Below are 24,840 nucleotides of genomic sequence, written 5' to 3' on the forward strand. Positions count from 1 at the left end.
AGATTAAGTAAATTTAATTAGTGCTAAACAGTGACTTTTTTCACTTTTACCGCACATTTTTTGAAGTCAGTTTGTTTAGACAAAGGATCGGTAGCATCTAGGGTTAACTTATTAACCAATTGTTTTGCATCAAACCAAGGCATAAAAACTAAACCTTTCGGGGGTCTATTACGGCCACGAGTTTCAACACGAGATTTTACTTCACCTCGACGAGATTCAATCAAAACCTCATCACCACGGCGTAAACCTCTTGCTTTAGCATCGTCAGGGTGGATAAATAACACCGCATCAGGAAATGCTTTATGAAGTTCAGGTACACGCGCAGTCATAGAGCCTGAATGCCAATGTTCAAGAACACGACCGGTACTCAGCCATAAGTCGAATTCTTCATCAGGTGACTCTGCCGCTGGTTCGTAGGGTAAGGCAAATATATTGGCTTTTTTATCTTTATGGCCATAAAACTGCACTTCACTGCCTTTCTCTACATAAGGGTCGTGCCCCTCACGAAAACGCCACTTAGTTTCTTTACCATTAACAACCGGCCATCTGAGGCCACGCTCTTCGTGATAGCGATCAAAGGGGGCTAAATCATGACCATGTCCTCGACCAAAGGTCGCATATTCTTCAAATAAACCTTTTTGAATATAGAAGCCAAAATAATCACCTTCAAAGTTAGTATCACCTTTGGATTCACTCATTGGGAATTTATCTACGTTACCGTTTGCATAAAGCACGTCAAACATAGTTTTGCCACGGTATTCAGGATTCTTGGCAAGTAATTCTTCAGGCCATACTTCTTCAATTTTAAAACGTTTAGAAAATTCAACTATTTGCCATAAATCTGAACGCGCTTCACCTGGCGCATTCACTTGTTGATGCCAAAACTGTGTACGGCGCTCTGCATTGCCGTACGCTCCCTCTTTTTCTACCCACATAGCAGTAGGTAAAATCAAATCAGCCGCCTGTGCCGTTACCGTTGGGTAAGGGTCTGAAACGACGATGAAATTTTCTGGATTACGATAGCCAGGGATCCCTTCTTCATTAATATTTGGTCCGGCTTGCATGTTGTTATTACACATAACCCAATACGCATTTAATTCTCCATCTTTAAGCATACGATTTTGCAGAACTGCGTGATAACCAGGTTTTGGTGGGATAGTACCTTCAGGTAATTTCCATATTTTTTCAGCTATCGCTCTATGCTTAGGATTTTTAACAACGAGATCGGCAGGTAATCTATGTGAGAAAGTTCCTACTTCACGCGCGGTTCCACAGGCTGACGGCTGTCCGGTTAATGAAAACGGGCTGTTACCCGGTTCAGATATTTTACCCGTTAATAAATGCACGTTGTACATGAGGTTATTTGCCCAAACACCACGAGTATGTTGATTGAAACCCATCGTCCAAAACGAAGTCACTTTAACTTTAGGATCCGCATAAAGTTTAGCCAGCGTTAATAATTTATCTTCAGAAACACCCGAAAGTTTTGATGTATATTCAATACTATAAGTGCTAACAAATTTAGCAAAGTCATCGAAGCTCATCGGTTTAGATGCGCCACTGTCAGGATTTTTAGCCGCTTTTTGTAATGGATGAGTAGGACGTAAACCATAACCAATATCAGTAACACCTTCACGAATATTGACATGCTTTTTCATGAAATCTTCGTTAACGGCGTTATTTTGAATAATATAATTAGCAATAAAGTTTAATATCGCTAAATCTGTTTGTGGTGTAAAAATCATACCGTTATCAGCAAGTTCAAAACTTCGATGCTTATACGTTGATAATACGTTTACTTTTACATGAGGATGACTTAAACGACGGTCAGCTAAACGCGACCATAAAATAGGATGCATTTCCGCCATATTAGAACCCCAAAGTACAAATGCATCGGCGTGCTCTAAATCATCATAACAACCCATAGGTTCGTCGATACCAAAGGTACGCATAAAACCACCCACAGCTGACGCCATACAATGACGAGCATTAGGATCAAGGTTGTTGGTTAAAAAGCCCGCTTTCATTAGTTTTGAAGCAGCATAACCTTCCCAAACAGTCCACTGACCCGAACCAAACATACCAACAGAGGTCGGGCCTTTTTTCTTTAAAGCGGCTTTAAATTTTTCAGCCATAACATCAAAGGCGGTATCCCAGCTTACCGGTGTAAACTCACCTTCTTTGGCATAAACACCATCTTTCATCCGTAATAACGGTTGAGTTAATCGGTCTTTCCCGTACATGATTTTGGATAAAAAGTAACCTTTAATACAGTTAAGACCTTTGTTAACTTCTGCTTGAGGGTCACCTTGAGTCGCCACCACTTTTCCTTCTTGTGTTCCAACAAGCACACTACAACCTGTGCCACAAAAACGACAAGGGGCTTTATCCCATTTAATGGTAGTATCCGACGATTTAGTCAGCAAGTTTGAAGCTGAAGATGGCACGGCGATACCTGCGGCGACAGCTGTTGCTGCAATGGCGTTCGCTTTTATAAAATCACGTCTTGTTAATGTCATACCTTTATCCCCTGATGTTGTGGTAGCCCATAATCATTATGATGAAAAATCAATGATGAAGAGATCACACCCGGTAAATTACTCATATCTGTAATGGTGTTAATAAGGCCTTTGCCTTTTTCACCTCTGTTTAAATCATTTTCTTCTATGGTAACCACCATAGAGCCGTTATCAGCAATCTCATGCACTTCAGCGCCAGGAAATCCGCCCAGTTCTTCGGCCACTTTGGCGGTATTACTTGGCTGAGCAACAAAAAGCACACCAGCAATATTAATAGGTTTTTCTTCTAGTAGATTGATCACGATTATTCCCCAGCAGGCTTAATACCTAACATTTTTAAAAGTGCGATAGCGACTAAAGCGGTACCGGCAAAACCAGCTAAAAAAATAACAGGCATCGATGAATATCCTAAGATATTCCAAATCATTTGTTCAAGAGCGCTCATATAACTCTCCTATTAGTATGTGTGGGTTGCTCACCCACAGAATTTTTTGGTGTTAATTCAATAGATGATTGCGGGCAAATAGCAACACAGGCCCCACAATTTGTGCAGTCACTAAGTTTTATCTGGGGTTGTGGTACTGATGAATTTATATATTTAAAAGATATAGCTTCTGTCTCACAGCTATCTTGACAACTTTGGCAAAACACATCGTTAACCGCTAAGCAATCGCCCTTTATGGAGATATCTAAATCCCAAGCATTAATTTCTGGAGCAAGTGCACGCTCGACAAAAAGTGGCTGCTGACAACTTTCAACGCACGCTTGACAAAAAGTACACTCTCCTTTTAAAAAGTTAACTTCAGGAAAACCGCCATCACCTTTTTGAATGATATTTTCAGGACAAGACGTTAAACAGTCACCACATTGTGTGCAGCCATCAATAAAAGTGGCTTCATTGAGCACCCAAGGCAATCTGATTGCCGAAGCGGTTGTTAATTTTTTTGCTTTAAAAAAGTTTCTTCTAGCTAAATCAACCATGCTATCTCGTTATTTTCACATCATATTTCAGACTTTCTACCCAAGCGTAATTTATCTTATACTCGAAAGTGAGATATTGATTTTGATCAAGACTTTCAAATAATATGACTATTGATGTCTTCATTAAATTCAGAAAAAGCCAGGGTGTATTGAATTTATTATTGAATCTCAACCTTAAAAATAACCAATCAAATAATTATTATCTGCACGATCACTTGCCACTTAATCAAATAACAAAATAAAAAGTGTTAATGTCTAGGATTCTTGCTAAAAATAATCATTTAAAGACAGTCCCCTAATGCGGCTATTTATATTTATGGTACAATGCGCGCAAAATTTAGGATTGTTCATATGTCCTTTCAGTATTTAAAAAAAGCATTTTATGTGCATCAGCATGTACACCAAAGAGAACTTTTAAAACATGACAACGCTACAGGCTAATGAAGTCAATCTAAGACGTACTTTCGCAATTATCTCTCATCCTGATGCGGGTAAAACCACCATCACTGAAAAAGTATTACTTTTTGGTCAGGCTTTACAACGAGCCGGCACGGTAAAAGGTAAGAAATCAGGCCAGCATGCAAAGTCTGACTGGATGGAAATGGAGAAAGAGCGTGGTATTTCTATCACGACCTCTGTAATGCAATTTCCTTATAACGGTTGTTTAGTTAATTTACTGGACACACCTGGTCACGAGGACTTTTCAGAAGATACCTACAGAACACTCACCGCGGTTGATTCATGTTTAATGGTTATCGACGTAGCTAAAGGTGTTGAGGCACGAACTGTTAAGTTAATGGAAGTAACGCGTTTACGTGATACGCCCATCATTACTTTTATGAATAAAATGGATCGTGATGTTCGTGACCCGATGGAAGTTATGGATGAAGTGGAAGATGTGCTGAAAATAAAATGTGCCCCTATTACTTGGCCTATTGGTATGGGTAAGGAATTTAAAGGTGTCTATAACATTTTAACTGACGAAATATTTTTATATAAGTCAGGACTTGGCCATATGATCCAAGAAGAAAGAATTATCAAAGGGCTTGATAACCCAGAGTTAGATAAGGTCATTGGAACTTATGCTGACGATTTACGTGAAGAATTAGAACTGGTTGCGGGTGCATCACATGAATTTAATTTGGAAGAGTTTTTAAAAGGTGAACTAACGCCAGTATTCTTTGGTACGGCTTTAGGTAATTTTGGTGTTGACCATATGCTTAATGGTTTAACTAAATGGGCACCAAAACCTTTACCTCGTTTAACTGATGTTAGAGAAGTAACCGCTCAAGAAGAAAAATTCACTGGCTTTGTTTTTAAAATTCAAGCGAACATGGATCCAAAACACCGTGACCGTATTGCTTTTATGCGTATTTGCTCAGGTAAATACGAAAAAGGCATGAAAATGCGTCAAGTACGTATTAACAAAGATGTAAAAATTGCCGATGCCGTAACGTTTATGGCTGGAGACCGTGCACATGTAGAAGAAGCATATGCCGGCGATATTATCGGTTTACATAACCACGGTAGTATTCAAATCGGTGATACCTTTACTTCAGGCGAAATGATGAAATTTAGTGGTATTCCAAACTTTGCCCCTGAAATGTTTCGTCGTATTCGTTTACGTGATCCATTAAAAGCTAAACAATTACAAAAAGGTTTAATACAACTTTCAGAAGAAGGTGCTGTGCAAGTATTCAGACCTTTCAACTCAAACGAGATGATAGTTGGCGCGGTCGGTGTATTGCAGTTTGAAGTCGTTGTACAACGTTTAAAAACTGAATATAAAGTTGACGCTATATACGAACCGATAAGTGTAGCAACTGCGCGCTGGTGTACTTGTGATAATGAAAGAACACTAGAGCAATTTAGCAAAAAAGCTTATGACAATTTAGCACTAGATGGTGGTAATAACTTAACGTATATTGCTCCAACTATGGTGAATTTGAATTTGGCACAAGAGCGTCATCCTGACATTCAGTTCCACAAGACCCGAGAACACTAAGTTTTTCTGCGTAGTAGGTATTTTACCCGCGTTGTTCGATACTTTTTATTGGCTTATTTAGTAAACTAAACTCACCAATAAAAAGTAACAAACGCTTTGCTAAAATGCCATATACTTGCAAAAAATGAGCAAATAATTTCTATTAAAAGAAAACAGAGATCAAAATGAATATTAAGCAATTACTAAGTGAAAAAGTATCTGCGGCCATGGTTTTGGCTGGATTGCCTGAAGGCACTAACCCAGCGGTAAGCCTGTCAAGTCGCCCTAATTTTGGTGACTACCAAGCAAATGGTGTTATGGGTGCAGCTAAAAAACTGAAAATGAACCCACGCGAATTAGCGACCACCGTTGTTAACCACTTAGATTTAGCTGGTATTGCTGACCATATAGAATTAGCCGGACCGGGGTTTATTAATATTCATTTAGACAAATCATGGTTAGCCGCTCAACTCGCTAAAATGACTGATGATGAAAAATTAGGTGTAACCCAACGTGGTGCCACTGAAGAAGACAAAAAACAAACGGTTATCGTTGATTATTCAGCGCCAAACCTTGCCAAAGAAATGCATGTTGGCCACTTACGTTCAACCATTATCGGTGATGCAGTAGTGCGTGCATTAGAGTTTCGTGGTGACAAAGTCATCCGCCAGAATCACATGGGTGACTGGGGCACACAATTTGGCATGTTATTGGCGCATTTAAGCGATAAACTCAATGCCAACGAAGTTGCTGAAACTGCACTTTCTGATTTAGAAAACTTTTACCGCGAAGCGAAAGTACGTTTTGATAACGAAGAAGGCTTTGCTGACCGTGCTCGTGATTATGTGGTAAAACTGCAAGGTGGCGACAAAGATTGTTTAGTCTTATGGAAATTATTCATTGATATATCTATTGCCCACAGTGAAGATATTTATCAAAAACTTAATGTTACTTTAACCCGCAACGATATCATGGGCGAAAGTGCGTATAACGAAGATTTACCCAAGGTTGTTGATGAATTAATGACTAAGGGTATTGCTGAAGTTAGCGAAGGCGCAAAAGTGGTTTTCATTAATGAAATGGCGAATAAAGACGGTGATGCCCCCGTTTTTATCATCCAAAAAACCGGTGGCGGCTATTTATATGCGACCACAGATTTATCTGCTTGTCGCTACCGTAGCAATGAACTAAAAGCCGACCGTATCATTATTTTTACCGATGCCCGTCAAAGCTTACATTTTAAACAAGTAGAAATTGTAGCGCGTAAAGCAGGGTTACTGCCAGAGCATGTTGGTTATGATCACTGCCCGTTTGGTATGATGATGGGTGACGATGGTAAGCCATTTAAAACAAGAACTGGCGGTACTATAAAATTAGCAGAATTACTTGATGAAGCCATTGTTCGTGCAAAAGCGGTCATTAAAGAAAAAAATCCAGATTATCCTGAAGATAAGCTAAATGAAATTGCAGTAAAAGTAGGTATTGGCGCGGTTAAATTTGCTGATTTATCTAAGAATAGAACCAGCGACTATATTTTTAACTGGAAAACCATGTTGAGTTTTGAAGGCGCTACGGCTCCTTACTTGCAGTATGCTTATTCACGTGTTCAAAGTATTTTCAGCAAGGCAAAAATTGAACAAGTAAACTTTAGCGCTGATATCACCATTATTGAACCACAAGAAAAAGCCTTAGCGTTAAAATTACTCCAGCTTGAAGAAGTGCTAGATGCGGTCATTAGCGAATCTATGCCTAACCTATTGTGTAATTATTTATATGAGTTAGCGAGCTTATACATGAGCTTCTACGAAGCTTGCCCTATTCTCAAAGAGGGTATTGACCAAGATGTAAAACAGTCTCGCTTAGCACTTTGTTTAAGTATCTCGAAAACCTTAAAACAAGGCTTAGATATTCTTGGCATTGACGTTATGGAACGCATGTAGTCTGCATAAAAGCACATATGGCATTAGCCCTTGTTTACTCAAGGGGCAATGCCAAAAAATTGAAATAGTTTCAGCATAGAGCAAGCATTAAGGTAGGAAGTGTCAATAAATGAAAGTGCTAATCGTTGATAATACAGACCAAAAACTCTTGCCATTAAAGCAGGCATTTTATAATGGTCCTTGCCAAACCGCTTATGTTGATAACGGCAAACATGCCCTGAAAGCCTTAAAGAAATATAAATTTGACGCTATTATTAGCGTATTGGATTTAGGACAAATAAGTGGCTTAGATCTTCTTAAAGCCATAGCACTTAAACATCCTGCTATGATACGAATAGCAATTACTAATGATAACATTGCACAGAGCCAGCTTAATGGTCAAGCCGCTAATAATTGCCATTACACTTACGCACTGCCGCTTAACGTTGAAAATATTCATCGAACCATCACAGCCCTTGGCGATGATAATAAAGCGATCACCAAAGATCATATTATCAAGGCAGTTGCCAAAGTTAAAACATTACCAAGCCCACCCAAAGTCTATTTACAACTCAATGCAATTTTAGAAGAAAGTAATACCGATTCAGGAAAAATATCAGAGATAATTTCTCAAGACCCAGCATTAGCCGCTAAAGTATTGCAGTTTTCCAATAGTTCCTTTATGAACCAAGGCAAGCCAATCAACGACATTAGCGAAGCAATAACACGTATGGGACTAGAAACACTCTGCTGTATTGTTATGACGGCTGAACTTTTTTCTTATGAACCCGACATTGCTGACTTTTCATTGATCAAAGAACAACTACACTGTTTATCAACGGCCCGCTTGGCCGCTTCAATGGTGAAAGTGGAACTTAAGCGAGATGCTCTACTTGCGGGTTTATTGCACGACATTGGTAAAATTGTACTATTTGAGATGGACCCAACACTTACAAAAACATATTTTCAGTATCGGCTTAAAAATGCCAACAATAATGCCTTAGAGCAAAAAATATTTGGCACAGATCATAACCATGTTGGTGGCTATCTCCTGCACCTGTGGAGCTTTTCTTATCATTTAATTGAGGCGGTAGTTATGCATCATCAGCCGGAGAAGCTCTTAAAAAAATCATTTGGTATCGCACAAGCCGTTTATCTAGCCGATATATTATTAAGAGAGCAACAACCCGAGCCAAAATTTATCGAGCATTTTAAATTAGAAAATGTGCTTGGCGCTTTGGAAAAAAGAGCAGCAAAGCTAAGGCAGTAATCACCAAGCTAAACTTTAGATAAGCTATAACTTCACACATCCATTATTTACACTTCAAGTAAAGTCGATTAATTTATGAAATTTACCGATAGCCACTGTCATTTAGATTTCAAAGCTTTTACCCATAAAGGTAGTGCTTCAACAAATTTACTGCTTGAGCAATGTGCAAAAGAAAGTATTCATCAAATTATTGTTCCTGCGGTTAGACCAGATAACTGGCAAAATGTTTTAGCCTTAGCCCACCATAATAAAAACCAACCTTTGAGTGGTTGCAATGTTTTTGCCTGCTTAGGTATTCATCCTTGGTTTTTAGAGGGATTAGCGCAAAAAAATCTCGATGACTTAGCGCAAAAAATATTAGAGAATAAAACGCAAATAATTGCAATTGGCGAAGCTGGGCTTGATGGCGTTATCGCAAAGCAGCAAGATAATATTAACCAACAAATGTTATTTTTTGAATTCCAACTTAACCTTGCACAGCAGCATCAACTGCCGATTATTGTTCATCACCGGCGCACGCACAACGAAACGATCACACTGTTAAAACAAATAAAAGTTTCCCGAGGAGGTATTATTCATGCTTTTTCAGGAAGCTACCAGCAGGCTTGCCAATATATAGATTTGGGATTTAAGTTAGGCATCGGTGGCACAATCACCTACCCTAGAGCGGAGAAAACAATAAAAGCCATTAAGCGCTTACCTTTGAGTAGCCTAGTATTAGAAACAGATGCACCTTCGATGCCGCTAAATGGTTTTCAAGGCGAAGATAACTCACCTCTGCGTGTTATTGATGTTTTTGAAAGATTAGCCGAATTGCGCCAAGAGAGCAAAGAAGAAATAGCCGAAAAAATTGAAGATAATATTTCAACCCTCTTTCAGTTGGCTCAGCGATGAAACGGATTAACTAGCTCCATCAATGATGCCGACTTAAGTCAGCCTTTTATCTTTATCGACTAATCTAAATCCCTGACGACTAAACCGGTTGAGACCTCTGGTAAGCAGAAAGCCAACGACGCCAGCGATTATCATCATTAAACGTAACAGCGTAAACTGTTGATCATTATTTTTTAATAACTTAGTGGTTAAATAGTTTTTGTCTAGGGTTAAGCGAACGTAGCCAATTAATCTTTCTTTACGGATTTCACTAACGAAAGGCACGGCGAATTCACTCTTATTTAATTTATATTCAGACAGCCCAAAAAGAGCTTTGACGCTTTTTGCATTTTGACTGCTAATAATTAATTGCCCTGATAAATCATAGAGATGAATTTCTTTTATTACCTCAGCCAGTTGCAATTCATCAACGTAGTTTTGCAGTAATTGTCGACTCTCTTTCGTGTTAACCTCGGTGATTAATACAGATAAACCTGCTGAAGCTTGTTGCAAATACTGCTGACCAACATCATAAAAATGTTGATCGATAGTTTGCTTATTTTGTGTCTGGCTGTATATCCATAGATTCATTAGCACGACAATAAAGACAATCGCTATAGCTAATTGCATAATTTTATTATAAATGGATGATAATTTAGGGTATAAAGGCTGTTCTATTTGTGTCATAAGCACTACAAATGTATAAAATTTATCATTACGTTCATTTTTATACTATAGCATTATTCATTGAAAATAATCGCTAAAACTAACATTCACATAAAAGGCGGTACTGTGTCCATTGCTATTAAACGTTTTTCCCTTGAGCATATTCAACAACTTACTTTGGCTGAGTTTATTTCTTCAACAACATCAGAAAAATGTTTACCTTGCTTTACCACTTTCGAAGGTAGTGACTGGTGCGTTGATCAGCGCCTTACCCAACAACAAGGTGGTCAAACGTGTTTAGCCGAGAAGATACACGCTAAAACAGCCTTAGAGCTTGTAGTTTTCAGTGAAATTAGTCTTAGTATGCTCAGTAATTTAATCAGTCAATGCCAACTATCAATTTGGGCGGTAAATGCTATCAATCTAAGGAATAATCTTACTAGCTATCGCTTTAGCGTTACTTGTGCAAACTTAAAAACTGCAAGAGAAAGCTTAGTCAACTTTACCCTCAGCAATAAAATCGAAGCCGCACTGATTGAAAACGCGCCAAAATTATCAGAACCAGGTATTTTGGTTATGGATATGGACTCCACGACCATAGAGATTGAATGTATCGATGAGATCGCAATACTTGCCGGTGTTGGAGAACAAGTGGCAGCCGTTACTGAACTTACTATGCTTGGTGAACTTGATTTCGCACAAAGCTTGCATCAACGGGTCGCCACCTTAAAAGGTTCCTCAGAAAACATCTTGGCTGAGGTTGCTAAGAATATCCCGTTAATGGCTGGTTTAGAGATACTTGTTAGTACATTAAAATCCCATGGTTGGAAAGTTGCGATTGCCTCAGGTGGCTTTACTTACTTTGCCGATCACTTAAAAGATTTACTGACACTTGATGCCGCCCACGCTAATACCTTAGAAATTATTGATGGCAAGTTAACGGGTAAAGTTTTAGGAGATGTTGTTGATGCACAAGCAAAAGCTGATTGTTTAGTCGCTTTACAAAAGAAATATCACTTAGCTAAGGAGCAAACCGTCGCTATGGGTGATGGTGCCAATGATTTAGTCATGATGGCCGCTGCACATTTGGGCGTAGCATTTCATGCTAAGCCACTAGTTTTAGCCAAGGCAGACACTGCCATTAATGCCGATGGTCTTGATTGTCTTTTACATTGGCTTGCGTAGGGCCCTTTAAATAACGTTACTTAATAGCTCATGACGAACTAAAGTTTCTTGAGTAATATCAAGAAACTGCATAACGCCAGCAACACTCCAAATATCTTGCTCTATTTGTTTACCACGGTGAATAGCATAGGAACTGATGTAGCTTAATTCTGGATTAAGATGGTCCATATCGGGGTCATCTGTTCGAGATAATCTAACCTGTACGCAAAAGAATAAACCACGATTTAATGCCCGCGATATAAACATTCGCTGCAACATCGGCGACTCTAATTCGCTTGATGTTTTGGTCGTAACCGCTTGATCAATGATTTCATTATCTAAATTTACAGCAATATATAATGTTTCAAGCACCGGAGTATCATCGGTTTGCATTTTCTTCAATGGTAAGGTTAAGGTACTAGTTGCTTGTAAATTATTGAGTAATGGGTATAGGTTATACTGTGATGGAGAATCACTTAACTGTTTCATAACCGGCAATAACTTATCTTTAACAGTACCACAAACGATAGCTTCTAACTTATAGCGACTGCCACTGGTTTGTACCATTAATGTCGGAATAGTTAAACTTCTACTGTAAATATTTCTTAATGCCTTAGCAAGGCCAGGTATCATTAAGGCATATTCATCTGGCGTTAACTTGTCACGATTTTTTGTAATTAATGCTTTAAAAAATGCTCTTCCCATGTGTTGATGCTTTTCAACATAAACCCGTAAGTTAAGTATGTTTTTCTTTTTATTAACTCGCATAACTTCATAAGGCAAACCTTTTAAATCAAAGGCAGAGGTAATTTTTTGCAAGCCAGGAAAAGTTAAATAGACAACGTCTCCTTTGTTTAATACCGAGGGTTTATCAAGTTCTAGTTTTAAACCTAAAATGGAAAAATCATGCGATTTACCTGAGCAACGAACACCTGCAATTTCAAGTTCAACAGGAGTAACATATTTAAATCTTGACTCTTGTCGTTGATTTTTATAATTAATGCCCACTTCATCCATCAATAGCGGTGATGTAAGTCGTTTATGACCAAAGTTTTTTAACCGAATTGTATCAATGTTTTCAAATGATAGTTGTTGATACTGCTTAGTTGATGCTGGGTTGGTTACATCACTAGCGACCACGATACTTTGCAGATTATGAAGGGTTTCTATTGCATCACTAGGGATAGGGAGATTTAAGTATTCATTCTTTTTTGTTAGCGTATTCGATAACGTTAACGGCGAATGCGCTTTATCAATATCAACGTCCATAATCGATAGTTGAGTAATAGCAAAGCTCGGCTTTGACGCAGCAAATCCTAAAAATTGTACCTTAAAATCACTATCATTATTTAATTGCTCCACATCTGCCGTATAAAAAAATGATTTACCTTGGCTTTTGTGCACGAAACTATAGACTAATAATGACTTACCTAAAGCATGGGCTTTTCTCATTCTGAGCAAGCGTTCAGGTGTTATCAGACAGTATAAGGTTGAGTGGCGATTTTCATCTTGCCAATATTGAAAAGTGGCTTGGTTATTATGACAGGTGAGCGCGTATCTAGGTAAAAGATCGCCTTTGTTATCTTCTACAAAAATCGGTAATTCATTTAATTTAGGTAAACTATATTGCTCAAAGCTACGTGATTGAATAGCATGAATAGTATTGTCTAGGTTAACTTTATAACGGCGTTTATTGCCTTGGATGAAGCCCTGAAGAAAAGTTTGAAAACCGTCAACGCGTTTATCTTTCGAGTAAACTCTCTGACAGCCAATTAACTGAGTTTTATCAATTTTTTGTATGTTTTTAACTTCAAAATTAAAACTTTTTTCTTTACCAAATTGAAATTCGTCTTCGAGACCTCGAAACCGAATACTTATATGTTGTCCAACCGTAATTGTATTTTTGAAATTAAAGCGAAACTTACACCCTTCAACACTGATATCTGAACTCGTACACTCGTATTCATTTTTATCGTTTTCAAGCAGTATGTCTAAGGTAATAGCGAAATTCATTCGCTCTTCACTACGATTATGATACGGACCAAAAGTAAACAAACTTGCTGGGTACTGCGTTTTTTCAAAGGTCTTACTGGCTTTAGTCGTCTCAACTTGTACCGGTTTACCCATGTTACTTTTTTCTTTTTGATATATAACCCGAAAGTTATTTTCAGTGTTCATTACTGCTTCGTAAACACCAAAAGTATATCCCTGATAAAAACCTATATTTTCTTGATAAACTTTAATCGCAATATCATCAAGATAGTGAACGCGTCCATCATGCTCAAAAGATCGACATTCACCATCAACATGACCACGCAAATCGATTAGACGCGTACATGCAACAGCTAAACGCTTGAGCTCCATTTTAAGCAAAAAGCGCTCTGTTTTGGGGATATGTTGAGTCATCGCAGAAAAATTTGTTTCAAAATCGTTCTTTAAAACCTTCCCACGAAACTGTTCAATTATCTTTTGGTACTTTAAAAAATCTGTAGTCATATCTGCTTTAATTTCTTTTAGTAACACTTGTGATATGCAATGAATTGAAAGAAATAATCATTTACTTTCTATGTAGTAAATCTACTATAAATTAATTTGTAATGAAATAACATCAGTAAGAAATATCATTAAAAATAATGTGTTATCTAGATAATAGCTTATATAAAAATAATAAAGCAAAAATTATGCCCAGTAAGGGAAGTGGTGATGAAAAAATAAACTAACATCTATAAGTATAGTTAGTAGGATCCAGTGTATACGCGGGCTTGAACAGTAAATCAACGATGTAGGATACAAGAATAGAGGTGAATTTAATTTGGCTAGGTAAGCCGAACACAATAACAATTTTCCGTATTTATCAAAAAAAATCGGCAAGAATTAAAAAGTACAAACATTTGACACTATCGCGCCTAGTAAGAGAAGACGATTTTTATCTAAGTCGCCTAATTCTATCCTATGATGATTAAGCGATGGTATTAAACAGTTCGCTGTAAATTTCTAATAACAATAACGCGCATAGACACATCTGCGGACTTCAATGATTTACCACTTTTCAACAATCTTGCACTTAGTGTTACACCCATCATAATCGCGACTAAGTAATAACTAAGCACTTCTTTAAGACGTTTACACATGCTAGCTATCACCTAAATTACGCAGTGATTTAACCTATATAGTAATGCTTATCTAAGTTTATAGTTGAGTACTGCAAAAGCGCTCATCACCTGGGTAACAATGACTTAGAAGATGAATATTCAGGTAAGCTTTGTCGATACTTGTAGTCGTTTATTAACTGCGCATACCTGCAAGTATGCTATCGAGCTTGTTAATCATATAATTTTTAATCGTAGGCGAAATGTAGCATTGGAGGGGATGGTAATTCTTATTATGAATAAGTTAAGTGTGGCTTAGCAAGTTATTGGTGTTGTAAATTAATAACCAATTTTATTAAAATCATTAGTGTTAAACAGTATCCACAGTTAGCAGATACTGATTATGTTTCTCAAGCTAAAATAAAAGTGTTACTCAGCTAGATAATTTTAATATCAATCATCTGCTCTTTAGCCGCAGCAATACGTTCGCGCTCTTGGCGTTTCTCACAAGGGTTATCGCAATTACACGACTTATCAATACCCACTGTTGCTAATCCGCCGCAACTGCCTGCTAACGACTTTTGTTGAAAGATATAGCCAACCGACATAGCAACAACAACTACAAGGAAAAAACCTAAAGTGATCATAAATATCATCATAAACTAACCTACTTATTTTCTTTATCTATTAAGATGAATAAACAGTAACTCGCTTTAACCAGTTACTTTAAATACTGCATGAATTTTACCGTGCTTTGCTCAACAAAGCCATGCTCTGTCTTAGCAATAATGTAAGCAGCTATACCATTTTTCTCTGCAAAGTCGATGGCTTTTACTTCACCCATAACCATCATCGCGGTAGACAGACCGTCTGCGGTCATAGAAGACGGATGAATGACCGTTACTGAGACTAACTTATGATTGATGGGTTTGCCCGTCGCTGGATCAATAATATGTGAAAAACGTTGACCATCTTTGGCTTGGTGATAATTACGGTAATCGCCTGATGTTGCCACTGCATTGTCTTTTGGAATGATCACTTGATAAACAGAGCGATGCTCACCACTTGCATCCTGAATAGGCTTCTCTATCGCGACATGCCAAAGTTCACCGGTGTGTTTAAAACCTTTTAAACGCATTTCTCCACCAATTTCTATTAGGTAATTATCAATGCCTTTTTCTTCTAAATATTCTGCGACTAAATCGACCCCATAACCTTTGGCAATGGTTGATAAATCAACATAAAGGCTAGCCGTTTTTTTAGAAAGTTTATTCCCGTCTAACACCAGCTTTGACAAACCTATTTGTTGGCGCGCTAACAGTAAATCCTCCGCCGTTGGTATAGTATTTGGCCGATATTCTGGGCCAAATCCCCAAAGGTTGACTAAAGGCCCGACAGTAATATCAAGATTGCCTTCACTTAATTGCCCCAAGCGAATCGCTTCTTTAATAACGCGTTGTAACCCAACAGATATTGCAACAGGCGTAAGTGATGTCGATGTGTTAAATCGTGATAATTCAGAGTCAACGATATAGGTCGACATTTCTTGATTTAATTGCACCAATAGTGCATCAATGCCTGTGTGGACTTGTTTAGTATCAATCGCATTATTCTCGATGACCACTTTAATATTATACGTAGTCCCCATAGTACGACCTTGCAACAAGACTTCTTGCTTATTTAAATCACTACTTGGAAAGCAACCGGCAAAAAACACCAGCATAAAACTGATCATCAATACTTTTACTTTAATCATTTTGATACCTATAAATTTATTATTTAGGTAAAACGTCTAGCGAAAACGTCTTATATAAATAATAAAAGACGACCAAAGTCGTCTTTTATTTGAAGCTTTCATTCATTGAGTAAATGGTTAATTTAAACGCTGTATATTGCCTTTAGTTCGAGAAGGCTGCGCGGAGTTGATGTTAGTCAATGAGCACAGCCGACGACGAAATAAAGCCAATAGGCAAGTTAAAATAAACGATTAGCCGCCGAAGTCATCTAGCATGATGTTCTCGTCTTCTACGCCTAAATCTTTAAGCATATGAATAACGGCAGCATTCATCATTGGAGGACCACACATGTAGTACTCACAATCTTCTGGTGCTTCATGATCTTTTAAGTAGTTTTCATAAAGTACATTATGAATAAAACCTGTCATGCCTTCCCAGTTATCTTCAGCTTGTGGGTCTGATAACGCAACATGCCATTTGAAGTTATCATTATCAGCGGCTAAACCATTGTAATCATCTTCATAGAACATTTCACGTTTAGAGCGAGCGCCATACCAGAACGACATTTTACGTTTAGACTGTAAACGTTTAAGTTGATCAAAGATGTGCGAACGCATTGGCGCCATACCAGCACCACCACCGATAAACACCATTTCATTATCTGTTTCTTTAGCAAAAAACTCACCAAACGGACCAGAAATAGTGACTTTATCGCCAGGCTTAAGGCTAAAGATATATGATGACATTTTACCTGCTGGTAAATGTAAACGTCCTGGAGGAGGCGTAGCAATACGCACGTTAAGCATAATAATGCCTTCTTCCTCTGGATAATTAGCCATTGAGTAAGCACGTAACGTTGGTTCATTAACTTTTGATTCAACATCAAAAAAGCCAAAATGGTTCCAATCGCCTTTGTACTGATCATCAATATCAAAATCACTATATTTCACATGATGAGCTGGAGCTTCTATCTGTATATAACCACCGGCTTTAAACGGAACAGATTCCCCATTGGGTATTTGAAGTTTAAGTTCTTTAATGAAAGTTGCTTGGTTATCATTAGAGATAACTTCACATTCCCATTGTTGAACACCGAAGATTTCATCTTCTACTTCAATAACCATGTCTTGCTTAACAGCAACCTGACAGGCTAAACGACAACCTGTTTTAGCTTCACGCTTAGTGATATGACCCGTTTCAGTTGGTAAAATATCGCCACCACCTGAATGCACGTCAACACGACATTGACCACAAGTACCACCACCACCACAAGCAGAAGGAATAAAAATCCCTTGATCTGCTAAAGCGCCAAGAAGCTTGCCACCAGCAGCGGTTACTACTGATTTATTTGGGTCACCATTTATACTAATTGTTACGTCACCTGAAGAGACTAACTTAGATTTAGCAAACAAAATAACTAAAACTAATGCTAGCACTATCGCGGTAAACATCGATATGCCGAGAATGATTTCCATCGACTTTTCCTTAAATTATCTAGGGCCTAAGTTCAAATTATTTTGGTAATAAGTGACTTAGACCGATATTTTTTAAAGTGAAATACCACCAAAAGAAAGAAAGCCAAAAGCCATCAATCCAGCGGAGATAAACGTGATACCTAAACCTTTCAAACCGTCTGGTACGTCAGAATATTTCATCTTTTCACGTATGGCAGCCAATAGCACAATAGCTAACATCCAACCAACACCAGAGCCAATGCCGTAAACAACACTTTCACCCAAAGTTAAGTTTTTCGCTACCATGAAAGAAACCGCACCAAAAATTGCACAGTTAACAGTGATTAAAGGTAAAAATATACCTAAGGCTTGATACAAAGCAGGAAAATATTTATCTAAAATCATTTCCAAAATTTGTACTAAAGCAGCAATAACACCGATAAAGGTAATAAATGATAAAAAGCTTAAATCAATTGAATCTTTCTGTTCAGTAATTCCCATCATGCTGTCTAAAGCACCTGGCGCTAAAATAGCTTGATAAATAATTTGGTTAGCTGGAACAGCTAAACCTAATACCACCACAACCGCAACACCTAGACCAATGGCTGTACTTACTTTCTTAGACACAGCTAAGAAAGTACACATACCCAAGAAGAAGCTTAACGCCATATTCTCAATAAATATGGTTTTAATAAAAATACTTAAATAATGTTCCATGGGGCTAATCCTTCTCTACTTGTTCTGGTTTCCACTGGCGTACAGCCCAGATGATTAAACCAATAATGAAGAATGAACTAAATGGTAAGACTAATAAGCCATTACCTTGGTACCAACCATCGTTTTGAACTAATTTAAACACTTCAATACCAAAGATCTCACCAAAACCAAATAATTCACGGAAAAAAGCAACAATCATCAAAACTGCGCCGTAACCTAAACCGTTACCAATACCATCTAAAAAGCTAACACCCGGCTTTTCTTTCATAGCAAAGGCTTCTGCACGGCCCATTACAATACAGTTAGTAATGATCAAACCAATGAAAACTGACAACTCTTTCGACAACTGATAAGAGAAGGCTTTTAATACTTGGTCAACCACAATTACTAATGACGCTATAATCGCCATTTGCACAATAATACGCACACTTGATGGAATATGATTACGCACAAGTGAGATAAAAAAGTTAGAAAAGCCAGTAACTAGCATTACCGCTATGGTCATAACCAAAGCGTTTGCCATTGAACTGGTTACCGCTAGAGCAGAACAAACACCTAGTACCTGTAAAGCGATAGGGTTGTTATCTACAATAGGTCCAAATAGTACTTTTTTAGTATCTGAAGACATTAGTTCATCTCTCCTTCGCTAGCAACACTGCGGTATTTAGTAATAAAAGGTCCATAACCTTGCTCACCTAACCAAAAATGTAAGGTGTTTTGCACGCCATTACTGGTTAATGTAGCGCCTGACAATGCGTCAACGCCGTGAACATCACCGGCTTTAGCACCACCTTTAATCACTTTAATAGCCACTTCATCGCTATCATTGTAAATTTTCTTACCTGGCCATAAAGCTTTCCACTTAGGGTTAAGTACTTCAGCGCCTAAACCCGGAGTTTCCTTTAAGTCAGAATAAATAAGACTACGAACGGTATTTAAATCTGGCGCTAAACCAATATAACCGTACATTAAGTCCCACAGCCCTGAACCAACAATAGGTAAAACTAAAGTATTTAGCTGACCTTGCTCGTTATTAACTAAGTAAACAACAGCGCGGTTAGCACGGCGATTAATACCTGCGGTATCGTTAGTAAGCTTTGAGCTTTTAGCAGCATCACGAGCGTCTGCACGTTCGTCAAATATATCGGTGTTACCTTCAATAATTTTCCCTGAATCTAGGTCAATCATTTTAGCAACAACATACTTGTTGTAAGTACCAACAATATCAGTACCTGCTTTTTCTAATAAGCCGGAAGCTTCAAGAATTTTAGTTTGCTTATCAAGTAGTTTATTAGCTTGTTGTAACGGTTTTAAGCTAATCGCAGCAACAGAGACTAACGCAGCACAAACCAGACAAACTAAAAACACAAAGCCGATTGTTTTAATTGGAGTTTCTTTATTACTAGACATTACGAGCGAGCCTCCGTTTGATATTCCCTTGAACAACAAAATAGTCGAAAAGAGGGGCGAATAAATTAGCGAATAAAATAGCTAACATAATTCCTTCAGGGTATGCCGGGTTAACTACACGTATGAGTACAACCATTACACCAACTAATGCACCAAACCAGTATTTACCCGTATTAGTAAAAGACATAGTGACAGGGTCAGTAGCCATAAACATCATACCAAAAGCAAAACCACCTGTGACTAAATGCCAGTACCATGGCATAGCAAACATTGCGTTAGTATCGCTACCAATACTGTTAAACAGTAATGAAGTGAACACCATTCCGGCGAAAACACTTAAAACAATACGCCACGAAGCAATACCTTTATACAGAATGTATGCACCACCTAGGAAAATAGCAGCTGTTGATACTTCACCCATAGAACCTGGGATAAAGCCCAAGAATGCATTCCACCAGTTAGTATTGATTGCAAAATCAACCGATCCTGGAATGGCTGCTGCTGCTGCACTTAATGGTGTCGCACCTGAGTAACCATCAATAGCAACCCAAACAGCATCACCTGATAATTCACCTGGATAAGCAAAAAACAGAAATGCACGACCCGCTAGCGCAGGGTTCAAGAAGTTTTTACCTGTACCACCAAAGATTTCTTTAGCAATAACAATACCGAAAGTAATACCAATAGCAACTTGCCATAATGGAATTGTTGCAGGTAAGATCAAGGCAAACAAGATTGAACTAACAAAGAAACCTTCGTTAACTTCATGCTTGCGTACTGAAGCAAAGAGAACTTCCCAAAAGCCACCAACAATAAAGGTAGTCGCATAAATAGGTAAGAAGAACATTGCTCCATAAAGCATCATACCGAAGACACTCGAGTCAGCAGATAAGCTACCTCCAAGGAATTCGAACAAGCCTACTTGCCAAGTATCAGGTAAAGCATAACCAGCAGCTAAGGCATCAGCTGCTTGAAAACCAATGTTGTACATACCAAAAAACATAGCAGGAAAAACAGCTAACCATACCGTTATCATGATGCGTTTTAAGTCAATACTGTCACGAACGTGAGTAGCACCTTTGTTCACTTGACCAGGAGTAAATAAACCGGTGGCTACAGCTTCATACAAAGCGTACCACGTTTCTAGCTTACCGCCTTTTTCAAATTGCGGTTCAATATCTTCAATAAACTTTTTCAAGCCCATGTCTAACCTTCCTTCTCTATTGTGGTTAGGCATTCACGAAGAATAACGCCGTAATCTGTTTTGCCAGGGCAAACAAATGTACACAAGGCTAAATCTTCTTCATCAAGCTCTAAAGCACCAAGTTGCTGCGCGCTGTCGGTATCACCGGCACATAAATCACGCAATAACATTGTTGGGAGAATATCTAATGGCATCACACGTTCAAAGTTACCAATTGGCACCATGGCACGAGGACTACCGTTAGTTGTTGTGGTCATATTGAATAATTTCTTTGGGAAGAAATGAGACATATATGCACGTGTTACCGAGAATTTATTAGGTCCAGGATACATGTAACCAATAAACTCTTTCTCGCGACCTTCTAAAATCAACGAAATTTGCACATGGTAACGACCTAAATAAGCGTGAACACCTTTTGCTTTTGCTCCTGAAAGTAAAGAGCCCGATATAATACGTAATTCACCGTCGGCAAATTCACCAGCGATTAATTCGTCAGTATTTGCACCTAAAATAGTACGCACTAAACGAGGGTTCTTAGCAGCAGGACCAGCAAGTGAAATAATACGGGTGTTATTTAATTCACCAGTAGTAAATAACTGTCCAAAAGCAATCACGTCTTGATAGCCTAAGTTCCATGAAGACTTCTCTGCACTAACCGGCTTTAAAAAGTGCATGTGTGTGCCAACTAAACCAGCAGGATGTTTTCCTGCAAATTCGTTAACTTGCACATTAGCTTCGACGGGAATATTAGCACCCGGCGCTTTACTAACAAACACTTCACCACTCGTTAAACGAGTAAGTATTGTTAAGCCATTTTTAAAGGCTTCACTTTGTTCATTAATAATCACTTCAGGGTTAGCGGCTAGCGGATTAGTATCCATTGCACTAACAAAAATGGCGGTTGGCGTTGAATCAACGGCAGGAACTTTACTAAATGGACGTGTACGCAATGCTGTCCACAAACCTGAATTAACAAGGTTATCAACAACATCTTGACGTTTTATTGAGTTAAGTTCATTCGCTGTGTATGAAGGAAATGTAATTTGCTCATCGCCGTCAATTTTAATAACGACTGATTGCAAAACACGTTTTTCACCACGGTTGATTTCTTTAACAACACCGGCAGCATGAGCTGTGAATTTAACGCCAGGGTTCTTTTTATCTTCAAAAAGAATCTGACCTTTTTTAACACGATCATCCACTTTAACAAACATGGTTGGTCGCATACCCACAAACTCTTCACCTAATGCTGCAACGGTTTTGATGGCGTTGCCATCATGGATTACCTGCTGGGGAGAACCAACGACAGGAACATCCAGACCTTTTTTTATTGTAATCATAAACACATGCACTACTTTTGATGGGAGTATCAAAACCAATCATCTACTTACCTAAACAAACTATTTTACGATGACTTGTAATCAATATTATTTAGGTAAAGCAAATTATCGATTTCAGTGTATTTCAGTAAGTACTTCTTTCTTGGCAACAAAGGAAGTTGCTTAAGAATAAAAAAGACCCACTGGCTCTAAGTTAAAATTTCTAGCGCGATTTTAACACAAAAACTCTAAGGCTATCTACGATCTCAGTTACTTAAATTACAAATTAGTTGAATATTATTGATTTCGCTCATTTATCAGCCAAAAATTTTGTCAGACCTAAAAAAACCGACATTTTATGTCGGCTTTTTATTATTGATGCTAATCGTAAATAATGAAAGTTAATCGTTATAAAAGATGCTTAATTTCTGCCATTGTATCGACATCAGCTTCGTAATCAACACCTGCAACACTAAAGCCAAATAACTTTAAAAACTCTTGATGATAGCCAACATAGTCAGTTAACTCATCAATATTATCAGAATCAACGGTATTCCAAATGTCTGTCACGCGCTTTTGAACGCTATCTTCAAGCTCTTTATGATTTTGACGGTAACGATTTTTATCATCTAAGCGAGGTGTTTCACTGTAGATGTTATCAACAAATAGGTTCTGAATTTGTTCGATACACCCTTCATAAGTGCCATCTGCCTTCATCACCTTAAACATTGCTGAAATATAAAGTGGCATGATAGGTATTGCTGAACTCGCCTGCGTAACGACCGCATTTAATGAGGTAACATGGGCTTCGCCCTTAAGGTTAGCAGTAGCTTTGTTAATTGCCGATGCAGCACGGTCTAAATCTTCTTTCGCTTTACCTATGGTCGCTTTTCCGTATATTGGCCAAGTTAATTCTTTACCAATATAGGTATAAGCTACTGATTTAAATCCTTCTGAAAGAACGCCAGCCTCATTCAATGCCTTAATCCATAGTTCCCAGTCAGCGCCTCCCATTACATCAATGGTACCTTGTATCTCAGCTTCATTTGCTGCTTCAACAGAAATTTCATCAATAACACGCTTTGAGGTATTTAGGTTTTTAGTGGTTACACTTTGACCAATAGGTTTAAGCGTCGATGAATAAACTTCACCGGTATCTGGATCAGTTCGACGAGGCGAAGCAAGTGAGTAAACGATTAGATCAATTTCACCTAATTCAGCTTTAATTGTTTCAATAGCCTTTGCTTTAATTTCATGTGAAAACGCATCACCATTAATATTTTTAGACCAAAGCCCCTCTTGTTCAGCAGCCTTTTGAAACGCCGAAGTATTGTACCAACCTGCACTGGCTGTTTTCTTTTCAGTGGGCGGTTTCTCAAAGAAAATACCTAATGTTTTAGCATTATTACCAAATGCGGCGGTTATACGTGACGATAAGCCATAACCAGTAGATGAACCAATAACCAAAACATTTTTTGGCTTGGCATTAGCCTGTTGATGAGATTTTACATAAGAAATCTGCTCATTGACATGAGCTTCACAGCCCGCTGGGTGTGCATTTGTACAAATAAAACCACGAATTTTAGGTTTAATAACCATAAGAAGACCTTTTAATTAATACTATTTTTATCGCCAAACGACTCGGCAATTTAGTAATTATTCAATATTTATTGCGACATAAATTTAAAAATTGTCGCATAGTTTACGCTACTAAAAAGAATACGAGGTATGACCAGTAAACATTTACCTCAAAATAAAGGATTAAAGCCGCTAGCTATTTTAATAAAAAACATCTGCCTAAACCCGGCCATCAGCTTTTAACGTATAAACAGCGCCTAACATAATGACCCTAGCATGGAAGTACAATGCAAAATATTGTACCGCATCCCACCAACATTAAAGTTAAATCGCAACACCACAATGAGCAAAGTAAATCACACCATCAGTCATAATAATCCTGAAATGATTGTTTCGGGTTATCGGTGACCCATCAATAACCTTGTTAGCTAAATTAACCCATTAAGTAACATAGCTGTTGCCAAATATTATTCATTTTACATAGATAATGATAAGAGTAAATAACAGGTATTTCACGAAAAGTGAATACAATTATGAGGGTAGAATAAATTAGGGGTAAAATCGCGAATCATGGTTAGCTAGCGTTTTACCCCATTTATTTGCAAAAGTTACGCTGTTTTTTTACCACCGCCTAAGCATTTAGGCGACAAAGGTGTATTATCTGCATAATACTTGTCCCACTCATCTTTAGTATAAGTATGAAGCGCTAACGCATGTATTTTTTCGGCAAGCTCTGTTGAAAGCAACGAATTAATGGCTCGGTGACGTTTAATTAAGCGCTCTCCGATAAAGTCGTCGGTAACAATAATCACTTTAAAATGAGATTCACTGCCCGGTGCAACATTATGCTGATGGCTTTCATTAATAACATCGAGATGTATTGGAGAAAATGCGGAAAGAAGTTTTTGTTCTATTACAGCTTCAATGGTCATTATTAAATCCCTGATGTGTTTTTCT

General features: G+C 38.0%; 22 protein-coding genes. 5 read left to right on the forward strand and 17 right to left on the reverse strand.

Features of this window, described 5'->3' with window-relative positions; genetic code table 11:
• Positions 1-23: 23 nt before the first annotated feature.
• The 4 genes from napA to napF are packed head-to-tail and all read right to left on the reverse strand — an operon-like array spanning position 24 to position 3,500.
• Complete coding sequence (napA, locus tag H4J76_RS17525; RefSeq protein WP_182217597.1) at positions 24-2,519, reverse strand: nitrate reductase catalytic subunit NapA; 2,496 nt, start codon at positions 2,517-2,519, stop codon at positions 24-26.
• A complete protein-coding gene (locus H4J76_RS17530; protein WP_182217595.1) occupies positions 2,516-2,821 on the reverse strand; it encodes a chaperone NapD in 306 nt (101 codons plus the stop codon). The genes napA and H4J76_RS17530 overlap by 4 nt, the downstream gene beginning before the upstream one ends.
• A 2-nt stretch (positions 2,822-2,823) precedes the next feature.
• Complete coding sequence (locus H4J76_RS17535; RefSeq protein ID WP_070376027.1) at positions 2,824-2,964, reverse strand: TIGR02808 family protein; 141 nt, start codon at positions 2,962-2,964, stop codon at positions 2,824-2,826.
• Positions 2,961-3,500 (reverse strand): ferredoxin-type protein NapF, encoded by a 540-nt coding sequence (gene napF, locus H4J76_RS17540; protein ID WP_182217593.1) that lies wholly within the window; start codon positions 3,498-3,500, stop codon positions 2,961-2,963. Before napF ends, H4J76_RS17535 begins: the two co-directional genes overlap by 4 nt.
• Before the next feature lie 421 nt (positions 3,501-3,921).
• On the opposite strand from napF, the gene prfC reads away from it, so the two are divergent.
• The 4 genes from prfC to H4J76_RS17560 all read left to right on the forward strand — a co-directional run bounded on the left by prfC (position 3,922) and on the right by H4J76_RS17560 (position 9,567).
• Entirely contained in the window at positions 3,922-5,505 is a 1,584-nt protein-coding gene (gene prfC, locus H4J76_RS17545) for a peptide chain release factor 3 (RefSeq protein WP_070376025.1), read from the forward strand.
• A 164-nt stretch (positions 5,506-5,669) separates the two neighbouring features.
• Positions 5,670-7,424 carry an arginine--tRNA ligase gene (argS, locus tag H4J76_RS17550; RefSeq protein WP_182231025.1) on the forward strand — a complete coding sequence of 585 codons (1,755 nt, stop codon included), beginning with the start codon at positions 5,670-5,672 and terminating at the stop codon, positions 7,422-7,424.
• 109 nt (positions 7,425-7,533) lie between these two features.
• Entirely contained in the window at positions 7,534-8,673 is a 1,140-nt protein-coding gene (locus H4J76_RS17555) for an HDOD domain-containing protein (protein WP_182231026.1), read from the forward strand.
• A gap of 75 nt (positions 8,674-8,748) precedes the next feature.
• Entirely contained in the window at positions 8,749-9,567 is an 819-nt protein-coding gene (locus tag H4J76_RS17560; RefSeq protein WP_182231027.1) for a TatD family hydrolase, read from the forward strand.
• A gap of 33 nt (positions 9,568-9,600) precedes the next feature.
• Here H4J76_RS17560 and H4J76_RS17565 read toward each other — a convergent pair whose 3' ends face one another.
• Positions 9,601-10,233: an AhpA/YtjB family protein gene (locus H4J76_RS17565; RefSeq protein ID WP_182217587.1), complete on the reverse strand. Its 633-nt coding sequence runs from the start codon at positions 10,231-10,233 to the stop codon at positions 9,601-9,603.
• A gap of 105 nt (positions 10,234-10,338) precedes the next feature.
• Here H4J76_RS17565 and serB point away from each other — a divergent pair, with 105 nt between their 5' ends.
• Positions 10,339-11,397, forward strand: a complete 1,059-nt coding sequence (gene serB / locus H4J76_RS17570; protein WP_310734080.1) for a phosphoserine phosphatase SerB — start codon at positions 10,339-10,341, stop codon at positions 11,395-11,397.
• 6 nt (positions 11,398-11,403) lie between these two features.
• Here the strand turns inward: serB and H4J76_RS17575 are convergent, their stop codons facing one another.
• From H4J76_RS17575 to H4J76_RS17630, 12 genes are all read right to left on the reverse strand, one after another.
• Complete coding sequence (locus H4J76_RS17575) at positions 11,404-13,872, reverse strand: PilZ domain-containing protein (RefSeq protein WP_182231028.1); 2,469 nt, start codon at positions 13,870-13,872, stop codon at positions 11,404-11,406.
• Positions 13,873-14,348: 476 nt separating this feature from the next.
• Positions 14,349-14,507 carry a hypothetical protein gene (locus tag H4J76_RS17580; RefSeq protein WP_182222705.1) on the reverse strand — a complete coding sequence of 53 codons (159 nt, stop codon included), beginning with the start codon at positions 14,505-14,507 and terminating at the stop codon, positions 14,349-14,351.
• Positions 14,508-14,902: 395 nt separating this feature from the next.
• A complete protein-coding gene (gene nqrM, locus H4J76_RS17585) occupies positions 14,903-15,124 on the reverse strand; it encodes a (Na+)-NQR maturation NqrM (protein WP_070376020.1) in 222 nt (73 codons plus the stop codon).
• 62 nt (positions 15,125-15,186) lie between these two features.
• Positions 15,187-16,221: an FAD:protein FMN transferase gene (locus tag H4J76_RS17590; RefSeq protein ID WP_182231029.1), complete on the reverse strand. Its 1,035-nt coding sequence runs from the start codon at positions 16,219-16,221 to the stop codon at positions 15,187-15,189.
• A gap of 231 nt (positions 16,222-16,452) precedes the next feature.
• The gene (gene nqrF / locus H4J76_RS17595) at positions 16,453-17,676 is read right to left on the reverse strand and encodes an NADH:ubiquinone reductase (Na(+)-transporting) subunit F (RefSeq protein ID WP_070376018.1); all 1,224 of its coding nucleotides are present in this window, start codon (positions 17,674-17,676) and stop codon (positions 16,453-16,455) included.
• Positions 17,677-17,748: 72 nt separating this feature from the next.
• On the reverse strand, positions 17,749-18,372 hold the full coding sequence (nqrE, locus tag H4J76_RS17600; protein ID WP_182175777.1) for an NADH:ubiquinone reductase (Na(+)-transporting) subunit E: 624 nt from the start codon (positions 18,370-18,372) through the stop codon (positions 17,749-17,751).
• A 4-nt stretch (positions 18,373-18,376) separates the two neighbouring features.
• Positions 18,377-19,000 carry an NADH:ubiquinone reductase (Na(+)-transporting) subunit D gene (locus H4J76_RS17605; RefSeq protein ID WP_146800034.1) on the reverse strand — a complete coding sequence of 208 codons (624 nt, stop codon included), beginning with the start codon at positions 18,998-19,000 and terminating at the stop codon, positions 18,377-18,379.
• Positions 19,000-19,782, reverse strand: coding sequence for a Na(+)-translocating NADH-quinone reductase subunit C (locus H4J76_RS17610; protein ID WP_182217583.1), 783 nt, complete (start codon positions 19,780-19,782; stop codon positions 19,000-19,002). The genes H4J76_RS17605 and H4J76_RS17610 overlap by 1 nt, the downstream gene beginning before the upstream one ends.
• Positions 19,775-20,986 carry an NADH:ubiquinone reductase (Na(+)-transporting) subunit B gene (locus H4J76_RS17615; RefSeq protein WP_182217581.1) on the reverse strand — a complete coding sequence of 404 codons (1,212 nt, stop codon included), beginning with the start codon at positions 20,984-20,986 and terminating at the stop codon, positions 19,775-19,777. The genes H4J76_RS17610 and H4J76_RS17615 overlap by 8 nt, the downstream gene beginning before the upstream one ends.
• A 2-nt stretch (positions 20,987-20,988) precedes the next feature.
• Complete coding sequence (locus tag H4J76_RS17620; protein ID WP_182217580.1) at positions 20,989-22,326, reverse strand: Na(+)-translocating NADH-quinone reductase subunit A; 1,338 nt, start codon at positions 22,324-22,326, stop codon at positions 20,989-20,991.
• A gap of 387 nt (positions 22,327-22,713) precedes the next feature.
• Positions 22,714-23,904: an enoyl-ACP reductase FabV gene (gene fabV / locus H4J76_RS17625; RefSeq protein WP_182217578.1), complete on the reverse strand. Its 1,191-nt coding sequence runs from the start codon at positions 23,902-23,904 to the stop codon at positions 22,714-22,716.
• Between the two features lie 587 nt (positions 23,905-24,491).
• Positions 24,492-24,815: a BolA/IbaG family iron-sulfur metabolism protein gene (locus tag H4J76_RS17630; protein ID WP_182217577.1), complete on the reverse strand. Its 324-nt coding sequence runs from the start codon at positions 24,813-24,815 to the stop codon at positions 24,492-24,494.
• Positions 24,816-24,840 lie beyond the last annotated feature (25 nt).

This window comes from Colwellia sp. BRX9-1 (genome assembly GCF_014077195.1).
Classification (GTDB): domain Bacteria; phylum Pseudomonadota; class Gammaproteobacteria; order Enterobacterales; family Alteromonadaceae; genus Colwellia_A.

Coding starts and splice junctions, on each gene's coding strand:
- napF (WP_182217593.1), bottom strand. CDS start 3,500: ATGGTTGATTTAGCTAGAAGAAACTTTTTTAAAGCAAAAAAATTAACA.
- H4J76_RS17610 (WP_182217583.1), bottom strand. CDS start 19,782: ATGTCTAGTAATAAAGAAACTCCAATTAAAACAATCGGCTTTGTGTTT.
- nqrE (WP_182175777.1), bottom strand. CDS start 18,372: ATGGAACATTATTTAAGTATTTTTATTAAAACCATATTTATTGAGAAT.
- H4J76_RS17630 (WP_182217577.1), bottom strand. CDS start 24,815: ATGACCATTGAAGCTGTAATAGAACAAAAACTTCTTTCCGCATTTTCT.
- prfC (WP_070376025.1), top strand. CDS start 3,922: ATGACAACGCTACAGGCTAATGAAGTCAATCTAAGACGTACTTTCGCA.
- H4J76_RS17605 (WP_146800034.1), bottom strand. CDS start 19,000: ATGTCTTCAGATACTAAAAAAGTACTATTTGGACCTATTGTAGATAAC.
- H4J76_RS17620 (WP_182217580.1), bottom strand. CDS start 22,326: ATGATTACAATAAAAAAAGGTCTGGATGTTCCTGTCGTTGGTTCTCCC.
- H4J76_RS17575 (WP_182231028.1), bottom strand. CDS start 13,872: ATGACTACAGATTTTTTAAAGTACCAAAAGATAATTGAACAGTTTCGT.
- argS (WP_182231025.1), top strand. CDS start 5,670: ATGAATATTAAGCAATTACTAAGTGAAAAAGTATCTGCGGCCATGGTT.
- H4J76_RS17615 (WP_182217581.1), bottom strand. CDS start 20,986: ATGGGCTTGAAAAAGTTTATTGAAGATATTGAACCGCAATTTGAAAAA.
- H4J76_RS17580 (WP_182222705.1), bottom strand. CDS start 14,507: ATGTGTAAACGTCTTAAAGAAGTGCTTAGTTATTACTTAGTCGCGATT.
- fabV (WP_182217578.1), bottom strand. CDS start 23,904: ATGGTTATTAAACCTAAAATTCGTGGTTTTATTTGTACAAATGCACAC.
- napA (WP_182217597.1), bottom strand. CDS start 2,519: ATGACATTAACAAGACGTGATTTTATAAAAGCGAACGCCATTGCAGCA.
- nqrM (WP_070376020.1), bottom strand. CDS start 15,124: ATGATGATATTTATGATCACTTTAGGTTTTTTCCTTGTAGTTGTTGTT.
- H4J76_RS17590 (WP_182231029.1), bottom strand. CDS start 16,221: ATGATTAAAGTAAAAGTATTGATGATCAGTTTTATGCTGGTGTTTTTT.
- H4J76_RS17535 (WP_070376027.1), bottom strand. CDS start 2,964: ATGAGCGCTCTTGAACAAATGATTTGGAATATCTTAGGATATTCATCG.
- H4J76_RS17560 (WP_182231027.1), top strand. CDS start 8,749: ATGAAATTTACCGATAGCCACTGTCATTTAGATTTCAAAGCTTTTACC.
- H4J76_RS17555 (WP_182231026.1), top strand. CDS start 7,534: ATGAAAGTGCTAATCGTTGATAATACAGACCAAAAACTCTTGCCATTA.
- H4J76_RS17565 (WP_182217587.1), bottom strand. CDS start 10,233: ATGACACAAATAGAACAGCCTTTATACCCTAAATTATCATCCATTTAT.
- nqrF (WP_070376018.1), bottom strand. CDS start 17,676: ATGGAAATCATTCTCGGCATATCGATGTTTACCGCGATAGTGCTAGCA.